Here is a 23,272-nt window from a genome sequence, read left to right as displayed (position 1 = left end):
CCAGCCACCGCACCCACCACGACAGCACAACCCAGAGCAGCCTAAGTTCCTGGCATTGTGACTCAGCGTCCGTGAGGGTTCCCCTCACGGACTCGGCGATGCGGGCTTGGGCGACGCAGCTTGGGCTTTGGTCAGGACAAGCCGAGGTGGTCCCGCAGAGTAGGCCCGCTGTAGTCCTCCCGGAAAACCCCACGCTCTTGCAGCCTCGGCACCACCTCGTCGGCGAACCGGTCCAGCCCGCCCGGCGTCACATGCGGGACCAGGATGAACCCGTCCGACGCGTCCGCCTGCACGAGTTCGTTCATCGTCGACGCGACAGTCTCGGCAGAACCGATGAAGTTCTGCCTTCCGGTGACCTCGATGATCAGCTCCCGGCTCGACAGGTGCTTCGCCTCCGCCAGCTGGCGCCACTCATGAGCGGTCGCGACCGGGTCGCGGTGCATGCGGACGCTCGCGCGGCCCTTCGAGATCAGATCGCCGACCGTCGGGTCGAAGGACGGGAGCGGGCCGTTCGGGTCGTGGTCGCTGAGGTCGGTGTTCCAGAGCTGTTCGAGGAACTTGATCGCGGTCTGCTCGCTGACCTGCTGCAACCGGACCTCGTGGGCGAGTTCGTGTGCTTCGGCGTCGGTGTCGCCTAGGACGAAGGTGGCGGCGGGCAGGATGACCAGCTCGTGCGGGGCGCGGCCGTATTTCGCCAGGCGGCCCTTGACGTCCTGGTAGAACGCTTGGCCCGCTTCGAGAGTGCCGTGGCGGGTGAAGATGGCGTCGGCGGTCGCGGCGGCGAATTCTCGGCCTTCTTCGGAGTCACCGGCCTGGATGGTGACTGGACGGCCTTGCGGGCTGCGCGGGACCGGGAAGCGGCCGGAGATGGCGAAGTGGTCGTCGTGGTGGGCGAAGTCGCCGCCGTCGGCCAGGAAGCGGCCGGATTCCTTGTCCGCCAGGAGTTCGTCGCCGCGCCAGGAGTCGAAGAGTTCCCACGCCGTGCGCAGGAAGGTTTCGGCGCGCGAGTAGCGCTGGTCTTGCGGCAGGAAGCCGCCGCGGCGGAAGTTTTCGCCGGTGAAGGCGTCCCAGGACGTGACGACGTTCCAGGCGGCCCGGCCGGCGGAAAGGTGGTCCAGGGAGGCGAATTGTCGGGCCACCTCGAACGGTTCGTTGAAGGTGGAGTTGATGGTTCCGGCCAGGCCCAGGCGGTCGGTGACGGCCGCCAAGGCGGACAGCACGGTGAAGGTGTCGGGGCGGCCGACGACGTCGAGGTCGTAGATTTCGCCGCCCTGTTCCCGCAGCCGCAGGCCTTCGGCGAGGAAGAAGAAGTCGAACTTCGCGCGTTCGGCGGTCTGGGCCAGCTTGACGAACGAGCTGAACTCGATGTGGCTGCCCGCTTCGGGATCGCTCCACACGGTGGTGTTGTTGACCCCGGGGAAGTGCGCGGCGAGGTGGATGTGCTTGGCAGTCATGGAGAATCTCCCGGGAATCAGGCGGCGTAGCGGTTGGCCGGGCGCGGCAGGCCGAGCAGCTCGCGCAGGGTCGAGGCCTCGTATCCGGAGCGGAACGCGCCCCGGTCGCGCAGTTCGGGGACCAGCGCGCGGGTGATGGCGGTGAGGTCGTGCGGCAGGGCCCCGGGGCGGAGCCGGAAACCGGTCAGCCCGGCGGCGTGCCAGTCGAGCAGGAGGTCGGCGAGCTGGGCCGGGGTGCCGGTGAAGACGTGCGCGTCGGAGGCGAACTCGGCGCGGTCGTCCAGCCGGGCCTTGCGGTCGGCGGCGGCCTGCGAGATCTCGTCGAGGAAGACCACCAGGTCGGCGAAAACCTGAACGGGCGCACCGATTTCGTCGATGATCGACGCGGCGTGCGCGCGGTCGTTCGGGGTCACGTACACGACGTCGGCCTGGCGGGCGGCGAGGCGGTAGGCGTCGGGACCGTGCGCGAGTGCGGCGACGATCGGCTGGCCCTGCGGCGGACGCGGCGTGATGGACGGGCCTTTGACGGAGAACCAGCGGCCCTCGAAGTCGATGTAGTGCAGTTTCTCCCGGTCGATGAACCGGCCGGTGGCGACGTCGCGGATCTCGGCGCCGTCCTCCCAGCTGTCCCACAGCCGGCGCAGCACCTCGACGTAATCGGCGGCTTCCTCGAACAGGTCCGCGACCTCGGGCGGCGTGCGGCGGCCGAAGTGCTGGAACTCCTCCGGACTTCCGGAAACCTGCACGCGGACGCCTGCGCGGCCGGTGCTCACGTAGTCCAGCGTCGCGATCGCCTTCGACAGGTGGAACGGCTCCGTGTGGGTGACCACGGCGGTCGGGATCAGGCCGATGTTCGACGTCAGCGGCGCGATCCGCGAGGCGAGCAGCACCGCGTCGAGCCGGGTTTGCGCGCGGTCGGCGCGAGCAGCCGGTTCGGCGGGGTCGCGCAGGGAGAGGAAGTCCTCGAAGGTGACGAAGTCCAGGTGCGCGGCTTCGGCTTCTTGGACCAGCTCAGCCCAGTATCCGGCGGTGAGCAGGTCGGCCGGGCGGGCGTCCGGTTCGCGCCACGCGGCCGGATGCCAGCCGGCGCCTTCCAGCGCGACGGCGAGCCGTGGTCCGGTGAGCCCTGTCATGCTGCGTCCTTTCCCCGTGGATGCCAGCAGTGTGGCGCGGGAGCCGGGACCGGGGCGACGGTAACCAGCGTCTGGGACAGTCGGCGGGAACGGGAATAAACCGGTTGCCCGCTGTCGCGCGGACGCGGTTTGCTCGATGCCGATGAATCGGATGCACGCGGACGAAGCGGAAATCGACGACGACCTCGTTCGTCGCCTCGTCGCGGCCCAGTTTCCCCGGTGGGCCGGACTGGCGGTCTCGCGGGTCGCTTCGTCGGGGACGGAAAACGCGATGTTCCGGCTCGGCGACGAACTGGTGGTCCGGTTGCCCCGGCTGGAACGCGGGGCCGCCGAGATCGGCCACGAGCAGCGCTGGCTGCGGTGGCTCGCGCCTCGGCTGCCGGTCGCGGTGCCGGAAGTGCTCGGCGAGGGACGGCCTGGCGAGGGCTTCGAGTGGGACTGGTCGGTGCTGCGTTGGCTGCCCGGCGTCAACCCGGATTTCGGCGACGCTCAGGTGGCGCGGGATCTGGGCGGATTCGTGAAAGCGTTGCGCGGCCTGGACATTTCCGGTGCGCCGGAGGTCAGCCGGGGGCGTCCGCTGCGCACGCGCGACGCGCCGACCCGGGACGCGATCGCACAGCTCGGTGGTGATCCGGCGTATGTCGCGGCGTGGGAGAAGGCTCTTGCGGCACCGGAGTGGGCGGGGGGACCGGTGTGGCTGCACGCGGATCTGTCGCCGGGGAATGTGCTGGTCGACGACGGCGGGCTGACTGCGGTGCTGGACTTCGCGGGGGTAGGGATCGGCGATCCGGCGGTGGACGTGATCCCGGCGTGGAACACGTTCGCGGCGGCTGAGCGGGAGGTCTTCCGGGAGGCGGTGGAGGTGGATGACGCGACCTGGGAGCGCGGCCGGGGCTGGGCGTTGTCGATCGCGCTGATCCAGCTGCCGTACTACCGCGAGACTAATCCGGCGCTGGTGGCGAATTCGCGGCGCACGATCGAGGCCGTGTTGTCCGACGGCTAGCCGAGGTCGATCCGGATCGTCAGCAGGTCGGTGCCGAACGCCTGCACCGCGGTGCTGTTGAAGCGCGGCAACGACTTCAGCCGCGCCCGGGCGTCGTCCTCCGGAAGCAGGTGCGCGACCCCGCGCAGCCAGTGGCCGTGCAGGCGCAGCCGGACGTTCGGGTCGGCCTGGATGTTGCGCACGTACTGCGACCGCTCGCCGAATTCGGACACCAGCCAGAACTCCTGGCCGACCCGCCGGCCGCCGATCGGGGTCTGGCGGGGGAGACCCGAGGTGCGGCCGGTGGTTTCGAGCAGGGTCTGGCCGGGGAGCCGCGACAGGACGGGGTTGCCGAGCCGTCGCTGGAAGGTCGTGACGAGCTGGTGCTGCAGATCGCCGGGCCGCGAGGCACCGGCCGCGTGTCGTAACCGGGCCGGGATGACGAGTTCGTGGATCGGCACCGCCAGCGCCCACAGCTGGCGGGCCGGGAACCGGTCGTAGCTGACTTCGGTGGTCCAGTACACCCGGTCCGCGTCGAGGCGCACGATGTTGCGCGTCGTCATCAGCGGCGACGGGGCTTCGAGCACGACCCGGTCCGGCGTGGCCGAAGCGACCGTCCAGCCCAGCACCCGGTCGGGAGCCAGGCGAGTGGTCAGGCCGAGGCCCAGCCACCCCGCGCGCAGGAACGTCCGCATCGGCGGCGGAGCTTCTTCCCAGACCGCGCGGGCCCACTGCAGTGCGTCGCGCTGGTCCCCGGCGGGACGGGCAATGTCCACTGTGGACGTGAAATCCGGCACCCTGCCACGCTAGCACTCGCCGCCGGTCACGACGCCGGTTTCCAGCCCAGCTCCGGGCCCAGCCGGGTGGCCAGGTCGGTGAGGATCTGCACGTAGTCCTCGTGCTCGAAGGTGAACGGGAGCGCGAAGGCGACCTCGTCGATCTCCCGGAAGGCGGCGTGCTGGTACAGCTGCGAGGCGATTTCGGCAGAAGTGCCGACGTAGTCGCGCGAGAACAGCAAACCACCCGGACCTTGCGGGGTTTTCGTGCGCGGCAGGCGTTTTGCCGCATAATCCTCGTACTTCGCGCGCTGCTCAGCCGTCGCGCTGTCGGTCGGAATCACCACCAGGCCTTGCGAAACCCGAGCCTGCGCGCCGTCGGGATGATGCTCGCGAAACGCCCGCACATGCGAGAGCTGGATCTTCTCGAAGTCCGTCGAGCCCTCCTCGGCGCGGACGACGCTGCTGGTCAGGTAGTTCATCCCGGCTTGCCCGGCCCAGACCGCCGACCGGGTGCTCGCGCCGCCGTACCAGACGCGGCTGGCGAGGCCGGGCGAATGCGGCTGCACGCGGTCGGAGAACGTTTCGATGCCTTCGACCCCGCTGAATGTCGACGCGCGCTCGCCGCGGACCAGCGACAACAGCCGCGAGACCCGGTCGTAGCCGAAGTCTTCCTGGTCGCCGGTGTCCGGGTAGAGCGCGCCCCGCACGTCGTCGTAGTGCATCGGCGGGCTGACGCTGACGCCCGGGTTGAGCCGTCCGCCGGACAGCACGTCGACGGTCGCCAGGTCTTCGGCGAGGCGCAGCGGGTTTTCCCAGCCGAGCGGGATCACCGCGGTGCCGAGTTCGATCCGGCTGGTGCGCTGGGTGGCCGCGGCGAGCACCGCGACCGGCGACGAGATGCCGTACTGCAGGTGCCGGTGGCGCACCCACGCGCTGTCGAACCCGAGTTGCTCGCCGAGTTCGAGCACCCGCAGCGTGGATTCGTGCCCCGGGCGCGGGTCGTCGCCGTCGAACAGGCCGATCGTCAGGAAACCCAGTTTGCGCAGCGATTGCGTTTCGGTCGGCACGGCGCGTCCTTCCTCGGGTGAACTAAGCCGGAATAACCGCCGCGTGGCGTAGGTTGTTCCGGCTCGCTGAAACAAACGCAGAACACTGGGGAGTACGCACGATGCGCGCTTTGTCCATCACTCGCTACGGCGGTCCCGAGGTCCTCGAGGAGATCGAGGTGCCCGAGCCCGTTCCGGGGCCGGGCGAAGTGACCATCACGGTCTCGCACGCGTCCGTCGGGCTGATCGACGCGCTGATCCGCCGCGGCACGCTCGCCGAGTACGACTACGCGCCGAAGCCGCCGCTCGTGCCCGGGCTCGAGGTAGCGGGCACGATCCGCGCGGCCGGTCCGGACAGCGGCTTCTCGGTCGGGGACGAGGTCGTCACGCTCACGCTGCCCGGAATGGGCGGTTACGCCGACGTCAAGCTCGCGCCCGCCGCTCTCGTCGTGCCGCTGACCGGTACCGGAGTGGAGCGCGCGCAGGCGGTCGCCGGACTGGCGAACACCGTGACGGCCTACCTTTCGCTCACCGAGGCGGTGCGGCTGCCGAAGGACGCGCGCGTGCTCGTGCACGGTGCGCTCGGCGGTCTCGCCTCGGTGTATCCCGAGGTGGCGCGGCTGCTCGGCGCGCGCGAGGTCGTCGGCACGGTCCGGCGGCCCGAGCAGGTCGAGGCGGCGAAGCAACTCGGCTTCGACCGCGTCGTGCTGTCCGGGGAGCTCAGTGGCCTGGGCGAGGAGCGGTTCGAGGTCATCGTCGACCCGGTGGGCGGCGACCTGCGCATCGAGTCGCTGGACCTGCTCGCGCCGATGGGCCGGATGCTGGTCGTCGGCAGCGCGGGCAGCGAGACCGCGCCGCTGGTGGACTCGAACGCCGTGTGGGGCAAGAACATCGGCGTGATCGGCTTCAACGTGGGCGGTTTCCTGGCCGCCGGCCCCGCGCCCGCCCGCCCCGCCGCGGACGCCGTGCTCCCGCTCTACACCGACGGCCGGATCCGGCTGCCGGTCACCGTCCTGCCGATGGCGCAGGCGCGCGAGGCGCACCGCCGGATGGACGCGGGCGAGGCCGTCGGACGGCTGGTGCTCGCCAACTAAGGCTGATGCCAGGACCTGAAGCCGCGTCGCTTCCCGGCGGTTCGTGAGGGGAACCCTGAGGGACTCTGAGTCCCTCAGGGTTCCCCTCACGGACGGCACCTCCGCTCCACCTGCCCGCTGGCCGGGAGCGCGGTCTCGGGTGTCCGGCAAAGCGGCTGACCTCACGCGCGCACCTGCTCGCCGCCGGGGATCGCGGCCAGCAGGTCGCGGGTGTACTGCTCGCGAGGACGCAGCAGGACGTCGTCGGCCGGGCCGAGTTCGAGCAGCTTGCCCTGGCGCATCACCCCGACCTGGTCGGCGATCTCCCGCACCACGGCCAGGTCGTGGGTGATGAACAGGTACGTCAGGCCGAGTTCGTCCTGCAGTCGTACGAGCAGGTTCAGGATCTGCGCCTGCACCGAAACGTCCAAAGCGGACACCGGTTCGTCCAGCACGACGAGATCCGGGCGGAGCGCCAGTGCGCGAGCGATCGCCGCGCGCTGGCGCTGGCCGCCGGACAGTTCTGCGGGCTTGCGGCGCAGCACTGACGACGGCAGTGCGACCTGGTCCGCCAGCTCGGCGACTCGTGAGGCCCGGCCGCCGACGCGGAACGCGCGCAGCGGTTCGCCGATCACGTCGGCGACGGAAAAGCGCGGGTTCAGCGAGGCGTACGGGTTCTGGTAGACGAGCTGGAACCGGCGGCGGAGCCTGCGCAGTTCGGCGGCCGGGAGCCGGGTGACGTCCTGGCCGTCGAAGCTGACCGTGCCCGCGGTCGGGGTTTCGAGGCCGACCGCCATCCGTGCGGTGGTCGTCTTGCCGGAGCCGGATTCGCCGACCAGCGCCAGGGTTCGGCCGCGAGTGAGCTGGAACGACACGTCGTCCACGGCTCGCACCGAACCGGCCCGGGACGAGGCGAAGGTCTTCGAGACCGAGTCGACGGACAGCAGGACTTCCGGGCCTTCCGCGCGGCGAGGCCGGAGCGGTTCGCGGCTGAGGCTCGGTGCGGCGGCGAGAAGCCGTCGCGTGTAGTCCTGCGCCGGGGCGGCGAGGAGTTCTCGGGCCGGTCCTTCTTCGACCAGGCGTCCTTCGGACATGACGGCGATCCGCGCGGCCCGGTCGGCGGCCACGCCCAAATCGTGCGTGATGAGCAGGACCGCGGTGCCGTCGTCGGCGGCCAGTTCCGCCAGATGGTCGAGGATTTCCTTCTGCACGGTCACATCGAGCGCGCTGGTGGGCTCGTCGGCGATGATCAGCCGCGGTTCGCCCGCGAGCGCGATGGCGATCAGCACTCTTTGCCGGAGACCGCCGGACAGCTCGTGCGGATACTGCCGCGCGCGCAGCTCCGGCCGGTCGACGCCGGCCCTTCGCAGCAGCTCCGCCGCGCGGGCGGCGACCTCGCTCCGGGCCGCGAGCCGGTGGATCAGCAGCACCTCGGCCACCTGCTCGCCGATCCGCCGGACCGGGTTGAGCGACACCGTCGGATCCTGCGGCACGAGGGCGATCCCGGTGCCGCGCACCTTCCGCCAGTCCTTTTCGGACAGTGTCGTCAGGTCGCGTCCGTCGAAGACGATCCGTCCCCGACGGACCAGCCCGCCGCGCGGCAGCAGCCCGATCGCGGCGTGCGCGGTGGTGCTCTTCCCGGAGCCGGATTCGCCGACCACCGCGACGATCTCGCCCGCCCCGACCCGCAGGCTCACGTCCCGGACGGCCGGCACCACGCCGCCCGAGGTGCGGTATGAGACCGCCAGTTCGCTGATCTCCAGCACTTGTCAGCTCCGTTCGCCGTCGAGAGCCCGGGACACGCGGTTCGCGGCCAGCACGACGGCCGCGACGGTCAAGCCCGGGAACGTGGTCATCCACCAAGCGGTGGCCAGGAAATTGCGTCCGCCCGCCACGAGCGCGCCCCATTCCGGCGTCGGCGGGCTCGCGCCGAACCCGAGGAAACTGAGCGCGGACACTTCGAGCACCGCGATCCCGACCGTCACCGTGGCCAGCACCAGCACCGGTCCGAGCGCGTTGGGCAGCACGTGCCGCCCGAGCACCCCGGCCCAGCGCACGCCGGACGCCCGGGCCGCTTCGACGAACACGCCGGAGCGCACGCGCAGCACCTCGGCGCGCATCAGCCGGGCGAACGAGGCGAGGTGCGCGACCCCGACGGCGATCGCGACGTTCGTGGTGCCGAATCCGAGCGCGGTCACCAGCGCCAGCGACAGCAGGATCGGCGGGACTGCCTGGAGGACGTCGACGATCCGCATCACGACCGAGTCGAGCCAGCCGCCGCGGAACCCGGCGAGCAGCCCCAACGCGGACCCGGCGACGAAAGCGACGAGCACCGCGAGCACTGTTGCGCGCAAGGACAATCCGGCGCCGTGGACGACGCGGGCGTAGACGTCGCGGCCGGTTTCATCGGTGCCGAAAAGGTGCGCGAGCGAGGGACCTTGGAGCCGTTCGGACGGGACGCCGGTGATGGGGTCTTGGCCGGTGAACAGGGTGGGTGCGAAGGCGGCGATCAGTACCGCGGTGAGTACGAGCACGGAGAGGAGCAGGCCTGGTCGGCGGATGAGGAACCGTTGGGGCAGCACAGCTTCAGACATGCGCGGGCACCTCCTTGCGCACGGACACCCGCGGGTCGAGCAGCGGGTACACGAGGTCGACGGCCAGGTTGAGCACCACGAAGAAGAACGCGGCGAGCACGATCACCGCCTGCACCACCGGCACGTCCTGCGCGGTCACTGCCGACGCGGTGACCCGGCCGAGACCGTCGCGCGAGAACACGGTTTCGGTCACCACCGAGCCGGCCAGCAGGTTGCCCGCGACTACGCCTACCAGCGTGAGCGCGGGCAGTCCGGCGTTGCGCAGCGCGTGTCCGAAGTGGACTCGACGGCGGCTCGCGCCCTTCGCCCGCACCACCTCGATGTACGGCTCGGCGAGCTGCGTTTGCAGGCTCTTCGCCAGCACCTGCCCGATGATCGCGCCGGTCGGCAGGGCGAGCGTGACCGCCGGAAGGACCAGCGACGCGAAGCCGGTCGACCCGAGCGCGGGGAACAGTCGCAGCTGGAACGAGAACAGCTGGATCAGCAGCAGTCCGACCCAGAACGTCGGCAGCGAAGTGCCCAGCGGCGGCAGCGAAAGCAGCAGTTGGCTCACCCAGCGGGTGCGGGTGAAGGTGCCCAGCACGGCGATCCCGCCGCCGAAGACGATCGCGAGCACCAAGGCCAGTCCGGAGACGGCGAGCGTCGGCGGCAACGCGGTGAGGACCTGGTGCGTCGCGTCGTCGCCGGTGGCCACCGAGGTGCCGAAGTCGCCGTGCAGCGCGGCGAGGAGGTGCTTGCCGTACTGCACGATGACCGGATCGTTCAGCCCGTACTCGGCGCGCAGGGCGGCGATCTGCTCCGGCGAAGCGCTGGGACCGCCCTCGGCCGAGCCGAGTTTGGTCAGCACGGCGTCGCCGGGCAGCAGGTACAGGATGACGAACGACAGCGTGAACGCCGCCCACAGCACCACTACCGCCTGCAGGATGCGGCGAAGCAGCGGAAACCCTTTCACGAGCCCGAAACCCAGGCGTCGGACAACTGCAGCCGCGAGGAAGCCTCGAAGCCGACGTCATGCGCGTTCGGGCCGACGCCGAGCACCTGTGTCAGCTCGAACACCGGGATCGAGTAGGCCTGCTCCACAATGGTCCGCTGCGCCTTTTCGGCCGCTGGCTTGCGCTTCGCGGCATCGACGGTGGCCGACTGTTCGGTCAGCGACGCGTCGAGCGGGTTGTCCGCGGGCAGCTTGCTCCGGTTGTTCGTCTTCGTCGAGAACTGCTGGCGGAGGATGTCCGGGTCGGCGCGGGTGACGTTGTACCAGAGGAAGTCGTAGTCGCCGGCCTGCTGCAGGCGGGTGACCTCGGCGTTGGTGTGCAGCTCGATCTTCAGGTCGAAACCGATCTTGCGCAGCTGCTGCTGGAGCAGCTCCAGCACGCTCTGATTCTGGTTGAACACCGCGGAGAACAGCACGGACGCCGACAGCCGCTGCCCGTTCTTCGTCCGGATGCCGTCCGGGCCGGGGACCCAGCCGTCGGACTGCAGCAGCGCCTGCGCGCCCGCCGGGTCGTAGGCGAGTTCCTTGGACAGATCGGTATACAGCGGGGTCGCGGAGCCGAGGATGCTCGTGGCGGGCTTGTAGTTCGGGGTGAGCACGGTGCTGGTGACCTCGGGCCGGTTCACGCCCTTCGACACCGCCTGGCGCACCTTCTGGTCGGTGAGCACGCCGCGGGTCACGTTCGCGTGCAGGTTGAACACGATGCCGGGGTTCGGCCGCACCGGTTCGGCGAACCCGTTGCCGGAGAACTGCGGTTCGTCGACCGGCTGCACGTCGGTGATCGCGTCGAGCTGCCCGGACGTCAGGCTGCCGGACCGCACGCCCGGCTCCGGCACCACGCGGAAGTCGATCTTGTCGACGTACGCCTCGCCCTGGTGCCGCCACAACGGCGAACCCCAGCGGTAGCCGGTTCGCTTGCCGAGCACGATGTTCTGGTTCGGCTTCAGGCTGGTGAACACGAACGGACCGGAGCCGATCAGGCCGGTGCCCTGGCAGCGCTGTTCGGCGGTGTGCCTGAACGCGGCCGGCGCGAGCACGCCGAGCGACATCGTGGAGCTGGCCTGCAGGAACTGTGCGCTGGGCTGGCTGAAGTCGAGTCGGACGGTCGCCGGGTCGACGTCGGTCGCACCGCGGTAGGCGGCCAGGTAGCTGGACCCGAGCAGGGCCTTCGCGCCGAGGGCCTTGATGCCGTCGAAGCTGGTCTTCACCGCGGCGGCGTCCACGGGGGAGCCGTCGGAGAAGGTCGCGCCGGACCGGAGGTGGAAGGTGAAGCTCGTCGAATCGGGGCTGACCGTCCAGCGGTCGGCGAGCCACGGCGTGATCGCGCCGGTTTTCGGGTCCTGGTCGGTGAGCGAATCGACCAGCTGACGGCCGACGTTCACCGAGGCGTTCGTGCTGACCTGCTGCGGGTCGATGCAGTCCGGGTTGGACGAGATGCCGAGGCGCAGCGTGCCGCCCGGGCGCGGGGGACCGGCGTCCTGCGGGCTCGCGCCGCCCGCCGTGCCGCAGGCGGCGAGCAGCAGCGGAAGGGCCAGCGCGAAGGCGAAACGGGACCGCGCGCGGGCAGGACGGCCGAGTCGGGGCGGGGTGTGGCGGGGCACGGAGTTCCTCCAGCGGGGACGGATCGGATGCGTTCAGCTCAACCGTTCGGAGCGGTTCGCTGAAGCCCGTCCCAGCAGGTGAGCGGCTGTCCCGCGATCCGGCCGGGAGGATGGATTCCGGTTGACGCGCAAGGGAAAGCGTGGCCCGCGCCCGCGTGATAACCGGCGCGGTTTTGTTCGGCGAGAATGTCCGGAGAGCGGGAGCGCACGGCGGTGTGCTGGGGAAAACCGGTTGCGCGGCGGGGGACACTGGCGGACATGGCGGGGTGGGGTGGGAGCGGGTCGGCTTGGGTCCGCCTGCAGGCGGTGGCTGTGTCCGGTTCAACCGGTGAAGGGCTTTTGCTTGCCGCGCTGCCCTTGTTGGCCGTCTCGATCACCACCGATCCGCGGGCGGTGTCCCTGGTGAACGTCGCCGGGCAAGCGCCGTGGCTGCTGCTTTCGCTGTTCGCCGGAGTGGTGATCGACCGGGTCCGGCGGACGACCGTGCTGGCTTACGCGTACGCGGTGCAGATCGTCGCCGCGCTTTCCTTGGCGCTGCTGGGTTCCACCGGTTCGCTGAGCCTTCCCGCGCTGCTGGTGGTGGCGTTCGTGCTCACCACGGCGCAGGTCTTCGGCGACGGCGCGGCCGGCTCGGTGGTCCCCGAGGTCGTCGCGCCGGATCAGCTCAATATGGCCAATTCCCGGTTGCAGGTGATCGACCGCGGCATGGTCCAGTTCGTAGTGCCGCCCGCGACAGGGTTGCTGATCGGGATCAGCGCGGGACTGCCTGCGTGGCTGGCGGCCGTCGCCGCGCTCGTCGCGTTGCTGCTCGCGCGCGGGATCCCGTCCGCGAAGCCGGTGCACACGCCCGCGCATCCGTTGAAGGACGTCACGGCCGGACTGCGCTACCTGGTCGGGACGCCGTTGCTGCGGTCGATCACCTTCACAGTCGCGCTGGGATCGTTCGCGGCGGCCGCGGGAAACTCGATGCTCGTCCTTTACGCCACGAAGGAACTGCATCTCGCGCCGTTCGGCTACGGCGTGCTGCTGGCCTGTCTGGCCGTCGGGTGGGTGGCGTCGTCGTTCTTCGTGGACCGGTTCGTACGGCGGTTCGGCTACTCGACGGCCATGCGGATCGCGCAGGTGTGCGGGGTGGTGAGCCAGCTGCTGATCGCGATCGTGCCGCCGTGGCCGGTGCTCGTCGGTGCGGTGCTGATCTTCCTGACCGGGACGACGTTGATCTGGAACGTGTGCTCGCAGTCGAGCCGCCAGCGGTTCACGCCGTCGGAGCTGCTGGGGCGGGTGCTGACCAGTCACCGCGCGCTGGCTTGGGGATTGACTCCGCTGGGCGCCCTCGCCGGTGGGTTTGTGGCGGTGCACTGGAGCTTGCGCGGCGTCTGGGTGATGGCGGCGGCGGTGCAGTTGCTGGGGACGGCGCTTGTGTGGCGTCAGTTGTCCCCGGCGGCGTTCCGCGACGCCGAGGCCGCGATGGCGCGCTGAGCGCCAATGCCAGCAACTTAAGGCTGTGACGTGGACGCGCTGCTGGCGTGTTTCCGCAGCTCGGCTGGTTCGGTCCGGTCGAGCGCAGGTCGCCGCAGGCCCCGGACCCGGAAGCCGGGTTGTGGTACGTGAGGGGAACCCTGAGGGAATCTGATTCCCTCAGGGTTCCCCTCACGTACTTCAAGTCCCGCTCACATGGTGGCAAATCGGGCATTTCGATGCCGTCGGCGTCCTTTGTGGACGATCAGCGGGCTGAGGCCGACGCGGCTTAAGTTTCCTGGCATTGGCGCTGAGCGCGTCAGGCGCGCTTCGGCAGCTTCCAGCCGGGGCGCGGGAAGTGGCACGTGTACCCGTTGGGGTAGTGCTGGAGGTAGTCCTGGTGCTCCGGTTCGGCTTCCCAGAAGTCGCCGGCAGGGGTGACCTCGGTGACGACTTTGCCGGGCCAGAGGCCGGAGGCGTCGACGTCGGCGATGGTGTCTTCGGCGATCTGTTTTTGCTCGTCGGTGGTGTAGTAGATGGCGGAGCGGTAGCTGGCGCCGATGTCGTTGCCTTGGCGGTTCTTCGTGCTGGGGTCGTGGACCTGGAAGAAGAATTCGAGCAGGGCGCGGAAGTCGGTGCGGGCGGGGTCGTAGGTGACTTCGATGGTTTCGGCGTGGGTGCCGTGGTTGCGGTAGGTGGCGTGGGGGACGTCGCCGCCGCTGTAGCCGACGCGGGTGGCGGTCACGCCGGGCTGGTGGCGGAACAGCTCCTCCATGCCCCAGAAACACCCGCCGGCCAGGATTGCCTTTTCCGCTGCCATGTCGCCTCCTCCGTGCTCGAACCCGCCTCGACCGCCATGCTAGTCGGCGCGCAGCAGCCCGAGGACGAGGGCGAGCGGCGGCCACGCGTCGCGCCCGCGCCGGGTGCACGCGTAAGCCCGCAGCCGGACGTCGGGGCCGGTGAGCGGCAGGACGGTGACGTCGGGCCGGGTCGGCCACGATTCGGGCAGCAGGCCGACCCCGCCGCCCGCGGCGATGAGGTCCTGCACCAGGTCGAGGTTGTCCGCGCGGTGGGTGAAGCGCGGCGAGAACCCGGCCATGGACGCCAGCGTCCCGACGACCGTCTCGTCCGCGCCGTTGCGGGAGTTGCCGATCCAGTCGTGCTCCCGGAACGCCGAGACAACGGCCAGTGCGCCGGTGCCCCGCACGCGGTTCGCTTCCGGGCGCGGCACGGCGAGGCCCCACGGCGCCGTCCACAGCGGACGGACGGCGAGCGAGGGATCGTGGGTCGCGGGCGCGAGGCCGTAGTCGTAGGTGAGCGCGATATCGATGTCGTCGGTCCGGAGCTGAGCCAGCGCTTCCGCGGGTTCGTGCTCGCTGATCACCACGCGGACCCGCGGATGCCGCTGCGCGAGCAGGTCCGCGACCGGGAGCACGGCGTGCCGCACCCCGGTCCCGAACCCGGCGACGCGCACGGTTCCGGCCGGTTCGGCTTCGGGATCGAGATCGACGCGGACGGCCTCGACGGCGGCCAGGATCGTCACGGCGTGCTCGGCGAGCCGCCGCCCGGCGGGCGTGAGGCGCACGCGGCGGCCGTCCGGTTCGAGCAGCGCGACGCCGGTTTCCTTGGCCAGCACCGAGATTTGCTGCGAGACGGTCGACGTTGTGGTTTCGAGCACGTCGGCGACCGCGCGCATCGAGCCGAGCCGTGACAGTTCGAGGAGGAACTGCAGCCTGCGAGTCTCCATCCGCCTATTGTCCAGGATATCCGGACGGCACGTCCAGGATTGGCATGTGGACACGAACGGTCCCGATGAGTTCTCCTGGACAACGTGCTTCCCTCCACTCCCCGCGTCGGTGTCGCCCTGGCTGTCGGAGCCATGCTGTCGGTCCAGCTCGGACTGGCGGTTTCGGTCAGCCTCGCCAATCAGATCGGGCCGACCGGCGTCGCGTGGCTGCGGCTCGCGTGGGCCGGCGTGCTGCTCCTGGTTCTCGTGCGGCCGAGGCCGTCGGCGTTCCGTCGCCCGGCGTTGCTGACGTGCGTGGTGCTCGGCTTCGCGACGGCCGGGATGACGATCCTGTTCATGGTCGCCGCGACCCGGCTGCCGCTCGGCACGGCGAGCGCGCTGGAATTCCTGGGCCCGCTGACTGTCGCGATCGTGCGCGGCCGCGGCGGAAACCGGGTCTGGCCGGTGCTCGCGGCGGCCGGAGTCGTGCTGCTGACCCAGCCGTGGCAGGGCGGGACCGACCTGATCGGCCTCGGCTGCGCGCTCGCGGCGGCGGTCTGCTGGGGCGCGTACATCGTGCTGACCCAACGGGTCGGCGACGAGGTGTCGGGCCTGCGCGGGCTGGCGGTGTCGATGCCGGTGGCGGGTCTGGTCGCCACTGTGGTGCACGCCCCGGCGGTGGTCGGCGACCTGACGTGGCCGCTGGTGCTCGCCGGGCTCGGGCTCGCGGTCCTCGTGCCGGTGGTGCCGTTCAGCCTGGAAATGCTGGCGCTGCGGCGGTTGACGGCGTCGGCGTTCGGGACGCTGATGAGCCTGGAACCGGCGATCGCGCTGGTGCTCGGGCTGATCGTGCTGCACCAGGTGCCGAATCCCGCCGCGGTGGCCGGGATCGCGTTCGTGGTGGCCGCGGGCATCGGCGCGGAACGCACGGGGGCGCGGGAGCCGGTGAAGACCGCCGTCTAGGGCAGGTCTGCTGAAGCTTCCTGACCAAGGGCAGAACCTCAGGTCGTCCGCTTGCCGGGCTTCCGCTGGTGTCGGCTGTGCGGCAGCGAGACCGCTGATCGGCTGAGCTCGACTGGAACCGCGGCACCTTCGGCAGCCTCCCGGCAACCGAGCCGGACTTTCCGGCACGCCCTCGGCGGCGCGTTCTACGCTGGCGGCATGCAGGTGGAAATCTGGAGCGATGTCGTGTGCCCGTGGTGCTACCTCGGGAAGGCGCGGTTCGAGAAGGCGCTGGCTGGGTTCGAGCACCGGGACGAGGTGACCGTGACGTACCGGTCCTTCGAACTGGACCCCGGGAAGACCGGGACCGAGCCGTTGCTGGACATGCTCACCGCGAAGTACGGGCCGCAGGCCGGCGAGATGGAGCAGCGGGTCGCCGGGCTCGCGGAGGCGGAAGGCCTCGGCTACCGGACGGACCGGGAGATCGGCAACACCTTCGACGCGCACCGTCTGCTGCACCTGGCGCGCGAGAAGGGGTTGGAGACCGAGATGGTGTCGGCATTGTTCCGCGCGAATTTCGCTGAGGCTCGGGCGGTGTTCACCAGCGAGGTGCTCGCGGACGTAGCCGAGGAAGCCGGATTGCCGCGCGCGGAGGCGGAAGCGGTGCTGGCCGATCCGTCGCGGTATGCGGACGCCGTCCGGGCCGAGGAGCGCGAGGCCGCGGAGCTGGGCGCGGGCGGGGTGCCGTTTTTCGTGCTGGGACGGCGGTTCGGGGTTTCCGGCGGGCAGTCGGTGGAGGTGTTCGCGCAGGCGCTGGAACAGGCTTGGGAGGCTTCCGCCGGACGCTGAGGTCTTGGCGGTCTTCGCCGCTGAGATCGGCCCGGCCGCCGGAAAGGCGGCCGGGCTTCCCTCCCGGAGCGGTTACTCGGACCAGGTGCTGAGGCGGTTGAGAAGCCGTTCGAGCACCTGCGGGTCCGCGGTGACCGGTTCGCCGGAGACGGGCTCGTCCACGAGCGTGCGGCGGTCGCCCCGGCGCGGCAGCCGGACCTGGCCCGCCGAAATCCCGCCGGGCAGCGCCAGTTCGCACCACGTGGTGCGGCCGCCGCGCTCGCCGGGGCGCACGCCGATCCGCTCGTCGCGCGGCGGGGTCGGGGCGATCAGGTCGTCGTCGACCTCGATGACGAGCCGGTCGCCGCGCAGCTGCAGCCGGACAGTCACGAAAGCGGGCGCGGACGGGCTGCTCTGGTCGACGACGTCGCCGACCAGCCGGACGGCGGCGTTCGTGACCTGGTCCAGCATCGGCATCAGGGACCAGTCGGTCAGGATCAGGCGGACGAACAGCTCGGTGCACGGGACCGCGCTCGGCTGCGCCACCAGCCGGAGGTCGTCCACCTGGGTAGTGCGCGTGCTCAAGCGTCACCCTCCTCCTCGGCGAGCGGTCCGATCGGCCGGGACCGTGCGGGCATCATGCCACCGTCGCCGGACCGCGCTGCGGCGGGAGGGCGGTGTCCGGGAGAACCGCAGGTCACAGGTCCGGGCGCGGGTTCGGGATCCGGAGGCGCTTTTTGTCCCGCCGTTGTCCACAGTGGAACTCCTATGCTGGCCGGATGTCGGCAGACTCGGCCCGGTGGGCGATCCAGGACCTGATCATGACCTACGCCGCGTGCATCGACGCGGGCGATCTGGCCGGGGTGGGCGAGTTGTTCCGCGAGGGAACCCTGCACAGCGGCGGCGGCCGGACCGGCCGGGACGCCGTGGAGAGCTGGTTCCGCGACATCCTGATCCTCCACCCCGACGGCACGCCGAGGACCCGGCACGTGACGACGAACGTCCGGATCACGGCCGAGGAGGACACGGCTTCGGCACACAGCTACTTCACCGTTTTCCAAGCGACGGCGGACTTTCCGCTGCAGCCCATCGCCGCCGGGCACTACGACGACCGGTTCGTCCGGCGCGGGGACGAGTGGCTGTTCGCGGAGCGGACGCCGGTGCTGCAGATGACCGGGGATCTGACGCGGCATCTCCGGCTGGACGTCGTGCGGGCGGCCAGTTCCGGGCAGTGACTCGCGGTCGCGTCGTGACGGCGTGCGGGGCTGAGACCGGCAGTGCGGCCTTCGGAACCGGCGGCACGGACCCCGGCCGGTAAAGGCGACGGTGCGGCTCCAGTTTGGAGCTTGGCCGCGGCAGGCCGTTCCCCGGTGGACGCGGACCGCCTCATGAGGGTTTTCCGTAGCGCGCGGGGGTTCTCGGCCCCGTCTGCGGGCCCGGCGCGCTATACCGAGGTCCGTGAAGGGCTCCTTGAGGGAATCTGGTTCCCTCAAGGAGCCCTTCACGGACTTCTGCGGGGAGGCAGGGAGGTCGCGGGGCCGTCCGGCGCTCCGCATCGCCGAAGCAAAGCCGCACACAGCTGCTGCTGAAAAACCCCGTGCCGTATGAGTCCATACGGCACGGGGTGGTGGTCGGGAGGCGGCGGTCAGTCCTGTTTGCTGAGCTTCCGCCGCACACCCCGCCCGGCGGCGAGCGTCGGGAACGCCAGCAACGCGCCCGCCCCGAGCGGGATTCCCTGTTGCCACGCGGGGGCGCCGAGCGCTGCGGGTGCGGCTTGCGGGTCGTGGTCGCTGACGCCGCCCCACCGCGACGGCGGCAGGACGATCACGCGGGCCTTGCCGATGACGTCGTCCACCGGGACGGTCCCGTTGACCCCGCCGCCGCCCTGGCAGCGGGAGTCGCACGAGTTCTCGCGGTTGTCGCCCATCACCCAGAGGCTGCCCTTCGGGACGGTGACCGGGGGGAACGTCTGCCGCACCGACGGCGGCTGGTCGAGCCAGTGGATGTAGGGCTCGTCGAGAGGCTTGCCGTCGACCAGGACGCGGCCCTTCGGGTCGCAGCACTGGACGGTCTGCCCGCCGACGGCGATGACGCGCTTCACGAAGTCGCGCTCGTCCGGCGGCGCGAAGCCGACGAGCGAACCGAGGCCGCGCAACGCCTTCGTGAAGACGTTGCCCGACTCCTGCGGGGCGATCTCGTTCGCGGTCCACGGCTGCGGGCCGCGGAAGACGATGACGTCGCCGGGCGCGGGATCGGTGAAATCGTAGGTGACGCGGTCGACGACGACCCGGTCGCCGAAGCAGCCGTCGCAGCCGTGCAGCGTCGTCTCCATCGACGCCGACGGGATCAGGAACACCTTCGCGACGAACTGCTGGATCAGGATCGTCAGCACCAGCGCGATCCCGATCAGGATCGGCAGCTCCTGCCAGAACGGACGCTTGCGCCGGCCCTTCTTGGGCGGCTCGTCCGCGCCGGGACGCTCGGATCCGGGCTCGCCGGGGGCGGGGACTGGGGGGATCGGGTCGGCCACGTCGCCAGGCTACCCAGATCCGCCCGCCGGACGGCGCACCGCGGGCGGCCACGATCGGGGGGTCGTGCCGGTGAGCGGGACGGCAACCGGAGGTTTCGCCCGCGGGGAAGGAAAACGGGCCGGAACCGGGGGAGCGATTCGGAATCCGGCCGGGGAAGCTGCCCCGACGCGGGATCCGGTGGAAGCCGCAGTGCCGGGGGCGAGGTGAAGTGGATGTGAAGCGGCGCAGCGGGTTTGCTGTGTCGGGTAGGGCGCGTGCGGGGTTCAGCGGACGGCATGCGGCGGGGGCATGGCGTGCCAGGCGGTGGGGATCGGCGAATCAGGCAGGGACGGCGAGGAGGAGGCCGACGTACTGCGCGCGGGTCCCGGTTTCAGCGAATCGGTGACACCGCGGTGACGGTGCTTCTGCTAAACCCGCCCGATGGCAGAACACCTTCGTCCGCAACGCCGGGCTGCTCCCGAAGCGGTCGACGGGGTCCTCTGCCAGCCCGGAGAGTCGCTCGACCTGCGGATCCGGGCGTGGCTCGAACCGCGCTTCGATCAGGACTTCAGTCAGGTCCGGGTGCACACCGACCACGTGGCCGCCGAATCCGCCGATGCCCTCTCGTCGCTGGCCTAAACGGTGGGCAACCACATCGTCTTCAACTCCGGCCAGTACGCCCCGGAAACCCAGGAGGGCCGCCGTCTCCTCGCGCGCGAGATGAGCCACGTCGTGCAGCAATCCGGCATGCCCGAGCCAGTGCGCCCGGCGCTCGGCGGCTTTCGGGCGAAGCCCAACAGGCGGTCGAAGAGCTGAACGGCTACAGCATGCGCGACATCGCCGCCGTCCTCAAACTGATGCGCGCGCACGGACAACTCGCCGAACTCCGGAAGTGCGCCTCCGTTCGGCCGCTGATCGAGGTCGCGAGCAAAGCGACCGACGACCCCGCCAGCGTCACCGACGACGACATGACCAAGGTCGACAAACAGCGGTGGCTGGATTTCCGGCTCCCTTTCCACCCGGTCGAGAACAGTTTCCTGCCCGCGCTGGAATCCGCGTGCCGGGACGTCGGTTGCCGCCCGCTCGACCTGCTCTCCTGCATGACGGCCGAAGGAGGCGTCGGGCAGGGGAGCGTGAACCCGGAGTCGCACGCGGTCGGCCACCGAGCAGATGGACTACGTGCGGAAGTTCCTGCTGCCGGGCAAGGGCACCTTCACCAGCGCCGGCCGCATCTACCAGTTCATGTTCCTGCCGTCGACGATGGATTCCGCGAAGGCGTCATCGCCACTGCCGACGACGCGGACGAACGGCTGAAGAGGGCCTACGCGAAAAACGCCGGACTCGATGCGAACAAGGACGGCACGATCACCATTGACGAGCTCGAGGCCCGCGCGCGCCAGCACCGGGCCGCCGCGCAGCACCTGCTCGGCGCCCTCCGGGCTCGCCCCCGACCGCGGCCAGTTGCTGAAGGAACTCCGTGACCCGATGACTCCAGGTGTACCGGCTGCGCACCAATTCATAAGCATTGTCCCGGATCGTGTCCGCCAGAGCCGGGCTGCTCTCGAGACGGCGCAGTCCTTCGGCCAACGCCTCGGGCGAACGCGGCGCGGCGAGCAGCCCGTTGACGCCGTCGTCCACCAGCGTGGCAAGCGGACCGACCGCGGCGGCGACGACGGGAACCCGGTTCGCCCACGCTTCGAGCAGCACTGTCGGGAAGGCGTCGTTCGGGCTGGTCGGGCAGAGCACGAGCGATCTGGCGCTGCGGAGAGCCCGGAACTTCGCGTCGCCGCTGAGGTTTCCGGCGAAGGTGACGTTGTCCGCGATCCCGAGTTTTCGGGCGAGCGCTTCGTATCCGGGACGTGCGGCCCCGTCGCCGATCACCAGGAGACGAGCCGACGGCGCGGAGCGGGCGAGGTAAAGGCGCATCGCGTGAAGGAGTTGATCCAGGCCTTTCCACGCGTGGGTCGGGGCGAGCCGGGCGAGGAAGGCAGTGGCGTAGGGACGGCCCGCCACCGCGCAATCAGCTAACACTCCGGGAGCGATCGCGTTTTCCAGCACCCCGACTTTGCCGCCGTAGCGGGGACGGAAACTGTCGGCGACATAATCGGAAACACCGAGAATCAGGTCGGCCCGCCGGAGCATGAAGCCCTCGGCCCCGGCATAGGCGCGCGCGACGGTGTTGAAGACGGGATGACCGTCCTTGGCCAGAGCGGCGGCGTGATAGGTCACGACGACGGGGACGCGACCGGCGACCATCGTCGCGGCGTCGGCCAATCCGGGCACGGGTGTGTGCACATTCAGGTAATCGGCCTGTTCGGTGCGCAGGATGCGGCGGATCTGCGTCGGCCAGCGCGGGTCGAGCGGGGTGTTGGAGAGCTTGGCGAGCGCCGGGAGCCGGTAGACCGGGAAGCCGTCGCCGGAGCGGGCGTTGGTGCTGGCGGTGACGACGACGGGCCGCCATCCGGGTACTTCCCGCAGCGCGGCGGCCAGGCTGTGGACGTAGGTTTGCACGCCGCCGACGTCCGGCGGGTAGTACGGCGTCACGAAAACGACGGTTCGTTCGCGGCTCACGGAGGCTCCTGTCCTCATTGGTCCGGTTGGCTGGGCGCGTGCGGATGTGATGGTCTGGTTCCGGGACACGGGGGAATTCGAGGAGGCGCAGGATGTCCGGGATCCGGATGGCGTGGGCGACGGCGCGCTGCCGCGCGTGCGGCCACGACCGCAGCGAGCACCAGCATTTGCGCGGCGGCACCGACTGCGGGCGGTGCGGCTGCCGCCGGTTCAGGTGGCTGAAGCGGGGCTGACCCCGGGTCAGGCGGCACGGAGCAGCGGGCTCAGGTCGCGGGCCCGGCGCGCGTAAGGGGGAAGCACCTCGCGCAGGTGCCGCCGGTAGTCGTCGCGGTGGTCGATGAGGCGGTCGAGGAGCGCGGGCAACGTGGTGTCCCGGACTTCTCCGATGCCGACGACCCACTGTTCGAGCCCGAGGTCGCGCATGATGCCCGCGGTTTTGTGCTCGTACTCGACAGCGAGGCACGGGACGTGCGCGGTGAGGGCGAAGATGACGGAGTGGAAGCGGGTGCCGACCACGAGGTCGGCCTCGGCGTAGAGGGCGCGGGCGTCGCGGTGGTCGAAGGTGTCGTCGCCGAGGACGCGCAGCCGGGGGTGGTCGAGGCCGGCGGCGAGACGGGTGTTGACCCTGCGGTCGTCGTCGCCTTGGAACGCGCAGGTCACCTGGGGGACCAGGACGACGTGGTACCCGCGGCCGAGCAGGTGGCGGATGCCCGCGGTCAAGGCGTGTTCGTACCGGTGCTGTCCGGCGTCGTCGAGCCACTGGCGGGCGGTGACCATCGCGATCCGGGCGTCGGCGGGGATGCCGAGAGCGGGGCGCCAGTCGCGGTCGGAGCCGGTTTCGCAGGCGAAGGCGCTGTCGACGCCGCGGGTGAGCAGGCGCGGCGGCAGCCCGATTTCGGTGAGCCGGTCGCGGCTGATGTCCTCGCGCACGAGGACGGCGTCGACGCGGCCGAGGACGTGGCGGACCAGCATGCGCTGGACGCGGCGGGGAAACGGGCCGTAGGACTGCGGACCGGTCACGACCCGGACGCCGAACCGCTCGGCCAGCCACAGCGGCAGCAGCAGGAACAGGATGTTCAGGTCGGACGCGAAATCCGGACGTCCGTGCAGGAAGCCCCCGCCGGTGGAGACGACGAGGTCGGCGGTCGCGAGGGCGTGCAGTTCGCGGCGCGGTTCGGCGGGCAGCAGCCGGGCGAGGGCCAGCAGGAGGCGGCGCGGAAGCCGGGCGGCGGCGAGGGCGACGACGGGCAGCAGGCTCAGTTTGCGCAGGATCCGCCGGTGCCGGGGGATGTTCTCCTCGCCCGAGTACCGGCGGAACGAACCGAGGTTGGGGACGCCCTCGAACTCCGGCCATCGCGCGGGGTGCTCGAAACCGGCGATCGCGATCCGCGCGCCGGGCAGTGCGCGGCGGATCTGGTCGAGCAGGACGCTGAGCAGGGCCGCGTCGCCGCGGTTGCCGCGTTCGAACGCGTTGACGACGAGGACGCGGGTCATCTGCGGGCCTCCTGGCGGGGGTGCTCCGGCGGGACTGGCAGGGTGCGGTGCATGGCGGGCCTCCTGGCGTGGTGGTTCGGGGAGAGCGGG

The 23,272-nt window shown here is 70.7% G+C and carries 21 protein-coding genes and 1 pseudogene; 8 read left to right on the top strand and 14 right to left on the bottom strand.

All coding sequences use genetic code 11. The features are described 5' to 3' along the window. Positions 1-131: 131 nt before the first annotated feature. Together ACFORO_RS33715 and ACFORO_RS33710 are read right to left on the bottom strand one after the other, a co-directional pair. On the bottom strand, positions 132-1,454 hold the full coding sequence (locus tag ACFORO_RS33715; RefSeq protein ID WP_377874725.1) for an NtaA/DmoA family FMN-dependent monooxygenase: 1,323 nt from the start codon (positions 1,452-1,454) through the stop codon (positions 132-134). Between the two features lie 17 nt (positions 1,455-1,471). Continuing rightward, positions 1,472-2,587 carry an LLM class flavin-dependent oxidoreductase gene (locus ACFORO_RS33710; protein ID WP_377874727.1) on the bottom strand — a complete coding sequence of 372 codons (1,116 nt, stop codon included), beginning with the start codon at positions 2,585-2,587 and terminating at the stop codon, positions 1,472-1,474. A 136-nt stretch (positions 2,588-2,723) separates the two neighbouring features. Between ACFORO_RS33710 and ACFORO_RS33705 the strand changes: the two genes are divergently transcribed. Beyond that, positions 2,724-3,590, top strand: a complete 867-nt coding sequence (locus tag ACFORO_RS33705; RefSeq protein WP_377874729.1) for an aminoglycoside phosphotransferase family protein — start codon at positions 2,724-2,726, stop codon at positions 3,588-3,590. Here ACFORO_RS33705 and ACFORO_RS33700 read toward each other — a convergent pair. Together ACFORO_RS33700 and ACFORO_RS33695 are read right to left on the bottom strand one after the other, a co-directional pair. Next, positions 3,587-4,366: a nitroreductase/quinone reductase family protein gene (locus tag ACFORO_RS33700; RefSeq protein ID WP_377874731.1), complete on the bottom strand. Its 780-nt coding sequence runs from the start codon at positions 4,364-4,366 to the stop codon at positions 3,587-3,589. The two genes, ACFORO_RS33705 and ACFORO_RS33700, sit on opposite strands and share 4 nt — an antisense overlap. Positions 4,367-4,392: 26 nt before the next feature. Then, entirely contained in the window at positions 4,393-5,415 is a 1,023-nt protein-coding gene (locus tag ACFORO_RS33695) for an LLM class flavin-dependent oxidoreductase (RefSeq protein ID WP_377874733.1), read from the bottom strand. A gap of 101 nt (positions 5,416-5,516) precedes the next feature. On the opposite strand from ACFORO_RS33695, the gene ACFORO_RS33690 reads away from it, so the two are divergent. Then, the gene (locus ACFORO_RS33690; RefSeq protein ID WP_377874735.1) at positions 5,517-6,488 is read left to right on the top strand and encodes a quinone oxidoreductase family protein; all 972 of its coding nucleotides are present in this window, start codon (positions 5,517-5,519) and stop codon (positions 6,486-6,488) included. 161 nt (positions 6,489-6,649) lie between these two features. Here the strand turns inward: ACFORO_RS33690 and ACFORO_RS33685 are convergent, their stop codons facing one another. The 4 genes from ACFORO_RS33685 to ACFORO_RS33670 are packed head-to-tail and all read right to left on the bottom strand — an operon-like array spanning position 6,650 to position 11,587. Beyond that, a complete protein-coding gene (locus ACFORO_RS33685; protein WP_377874737.1) occupies positions 6,650-8,233 on the bottom strand; it encodes a dipeptide ABC transporter ATP-binding protein in 1,584 nt (527 codons plus the stop codon). Positions 8,234-8,236: 3 nt separating this feature from the next. Next, the gene (locus tag ACFORO_RS33680) at positions 8,237-9,061 is read right to left on the bottom strand and encodes an ABC transporter permease (protein ID WP_354742047.1); all 825 of its coding nucleotides are present in this window, start codon (positions 9,059-9,061) and stop codon (positions 8,237-8,239) included. Further along, positions 9,054-10,013 (bottom strand): ABC transporter permease, encoded by a 960-nt coding sequence (locus ACFORO_RS33675; RefSeq protein ID WP_377874740.1) that lies wholly within the window; start codon positions 10,011-10,013, stop codon positions 9,054-9,056. Before ACFORO_RS33675 ends, ACFORO_RS33680 begins: the two co-directional genes overlap by 8 nt. Continuing rightward, positions 10,010-11,587 carry an ABC transporter substrate-binding protein gene (locus tag ACFORO_RS33670; protein ID WP_377874744.1) on the bottom strand — a complete coding sequence of 526 codons (1,578 nt, stop codon included), beginning with the start codon at positions 11,585-11,587 and terminating at the stop codon, positions 10,010-10,012. Before ACFORO_RS33670 ends, ACFORO_RS33675 begins: the two co-directional genes overlap by 4 nt. A gap of 324 nt (positions 11,588-11,911) precedes the next feature. On the opposite strand from ACFORO_RS33670, the gene ACFORO_RS33665 reads away from it, so the two are divergent. After that, positions 11,912-13,132 (top strand): MFS transporter, encoded by a 1,221-nt coding sequence (locus ACFORO_RS33665; protein WP_377874742.1) that lies wholly within the window; start codon positions 11,912-11,914, stop codon positions 13,130-13,132. A gap of 298 nt (positions 13,133-13,430) precedes the next feature. Here ACFORO_RS33665 and msrA read toward each other — a convergent pair whose 3' ends face one another. Both msrA and ACFORO_RS33655 read right to left on the bottom strand, forming a co-directional pair. Continuing rightward, a complete protein-coding gene (msrA, locus tag ACFORO_RS33660; protein WP_377896708.1) occupies positions 13,431-13,931 on the bottom strand; it encodes a peptide-methionine (S)-S-oxide reductase MsrA in 501 nt (166 codons plus the stop codon). A 39-nt stretch (positions 13,932-13,970) separates the two neighbouring features. Further along, a complete protein-coding gene (locus ACFORO_RS33655) occupies positions 13,971-14,858 on the bottom strand; it encodes a LysR family transcriptional regulator (protein WP_377876268.1) in 888 nt (295 codons plus the stop codon). A gap of 84 nt (positions 14,859-14,942) precedes the next feature. On the opposite strand from ACFORO_RS33655, the gene ACFORO_RS33650 reads away from it, so the two are divergent. Next, positions 14,943-15,800, top strand: a complete 858-nt coding sequence (locus tag ACFORO_RS33650; RefSeq protein WP_377876266.1) for an EamA family transporter — start codon at positions 14,943-14,945, stop codon at positions 15,798-15,800. A gap of 198 nt (positions 15,801-15,998) precedes the next feature. Continuing rightward, a complete protein-coding gene (locus tag ACFORO_RS33645; protein WP_377876264.1) occupies positions 15,999-16,628 on the top strand; it encodes a DsbA family oxidoreductase in 630 nt (209 codons plus the stop codon). 72 nt (positions 16,629-16,700) lie between these two features. On the opposite strand, the gene ACFORO_RS33640 is transcribed toward ACFORO_RS33645, so the two are convergent. Further along, positions 16,701-17,192 carry an ATP-binding protein gene (locus ACFORO_RS33640; protein WP_377876262.1) on the bottom strand — a complete coding sequence of 164 codons (492 nt, stop codon included), beginning with the start codon at positions 17,190-17,192 and terminating at the stop codon, positions 16,701-16,703. A gap of 194 nt (positions 17,193-17,386) precedes the next feature. Here ACFORO_RS33640 and ACFORO_RS33635 point away from each other — a divergent pair, with 194 nt between their 5' ends. Next, positions 17,387-17,842 (top strand): nuclear transport factor 2 family protein, encoded by a 456-nt coding sequence (locus ACFORO_RS33635; protein ID WP_377876260.1) that lies wholly within the window; start codon positions 17,387-17,389, stop codon positions 17,840-17,842. A gap of 410 nt (positions 17,843-18,252) precedes the next feature. On the opposite strand, the gene lepB is transcribed toward ACFORO_RS33635, so the two are convergent. Beyond that, positions 18,253-19,137 carry a signal peptidase I gene (gene lepB / locus ACFORO_RS33630; protein WP_354741480.1) on the bottom strand — a complete coding sequence of 295 codons (885 nt, stop codon included), beginning with the start codon at positions 19,135-19,137 and terminating at the stop codon, positions 18,253-18,255. Between the two features lie 421 nt (positions 19,138-19,558). On the opposite strand from lepB, the pseudogene ACFORO_RS33625 reads away from it, so the two are divergent. Continuing rightward, a pseudogene (locus ACFORO_RS33625) lies at positions 19,559-19,933 on the top strand (eCIS core domain-containing protein). Positions 19,934-19,944: 11 nt separating this feature from the next. Continuing rightward, a complete protein-coding gene (locus tag ACFORO_RS33620) occupies positions 19,945-20,598 on the top strand; it encodes a hypothetical protein (RefSeq protein ID WP_377876257.1) in 654 nt (217 codons plus the stop codon). On the opposite strand, the gene ACFORO_RS33615 is transcribed toward ACFORO_RS33620, so the two are convergent. Continuing rightward, complete coding sequence (locus ACFORO_RS33615) at positions 20,483-21,688, bottom strand: glycosyltransferase family 4 protein (RefSeq protein WP_377876254.1); 1,206 nt, start codon at positions 21,686-21,688, stop codon at positions 20,483-20,485. The genes ACFORO_RS33620 and ACFORO_RS33615 overlap by 116 nt on opposite strands. Positions 21,689-21,928: 240 nt before the next feature. Then, positions 21,929-23,182, bottom strand: a complete 1,254-nt coding sequence (locus tag ACFORO_RS33610; protein ID WP_377876252.1) for a polysaccharide pyruvyl transferase family protein — start codon at positions 23,180-23,182, stop codon at positions 21,929-21,931. Between the last annotated feature and the right edge of the window lie 90 nt (positions 23,183-23,272).

It is taken from the genome of Amycolatopsis halotolerans (assembly GCF_042647905.1).
Lineage (GTDB): Bacteria > Actinomycetota > Actinomycetes > Mycobacteriales > Pseudonocardiaceae > Amycolatopsis > Amycolatopsis halotolerans.
The sequence above is the reverse complement of the archived record's forward strand: the minus strand, read 5'-3'. Positions and strand labels throughout refer to the sequence as shown.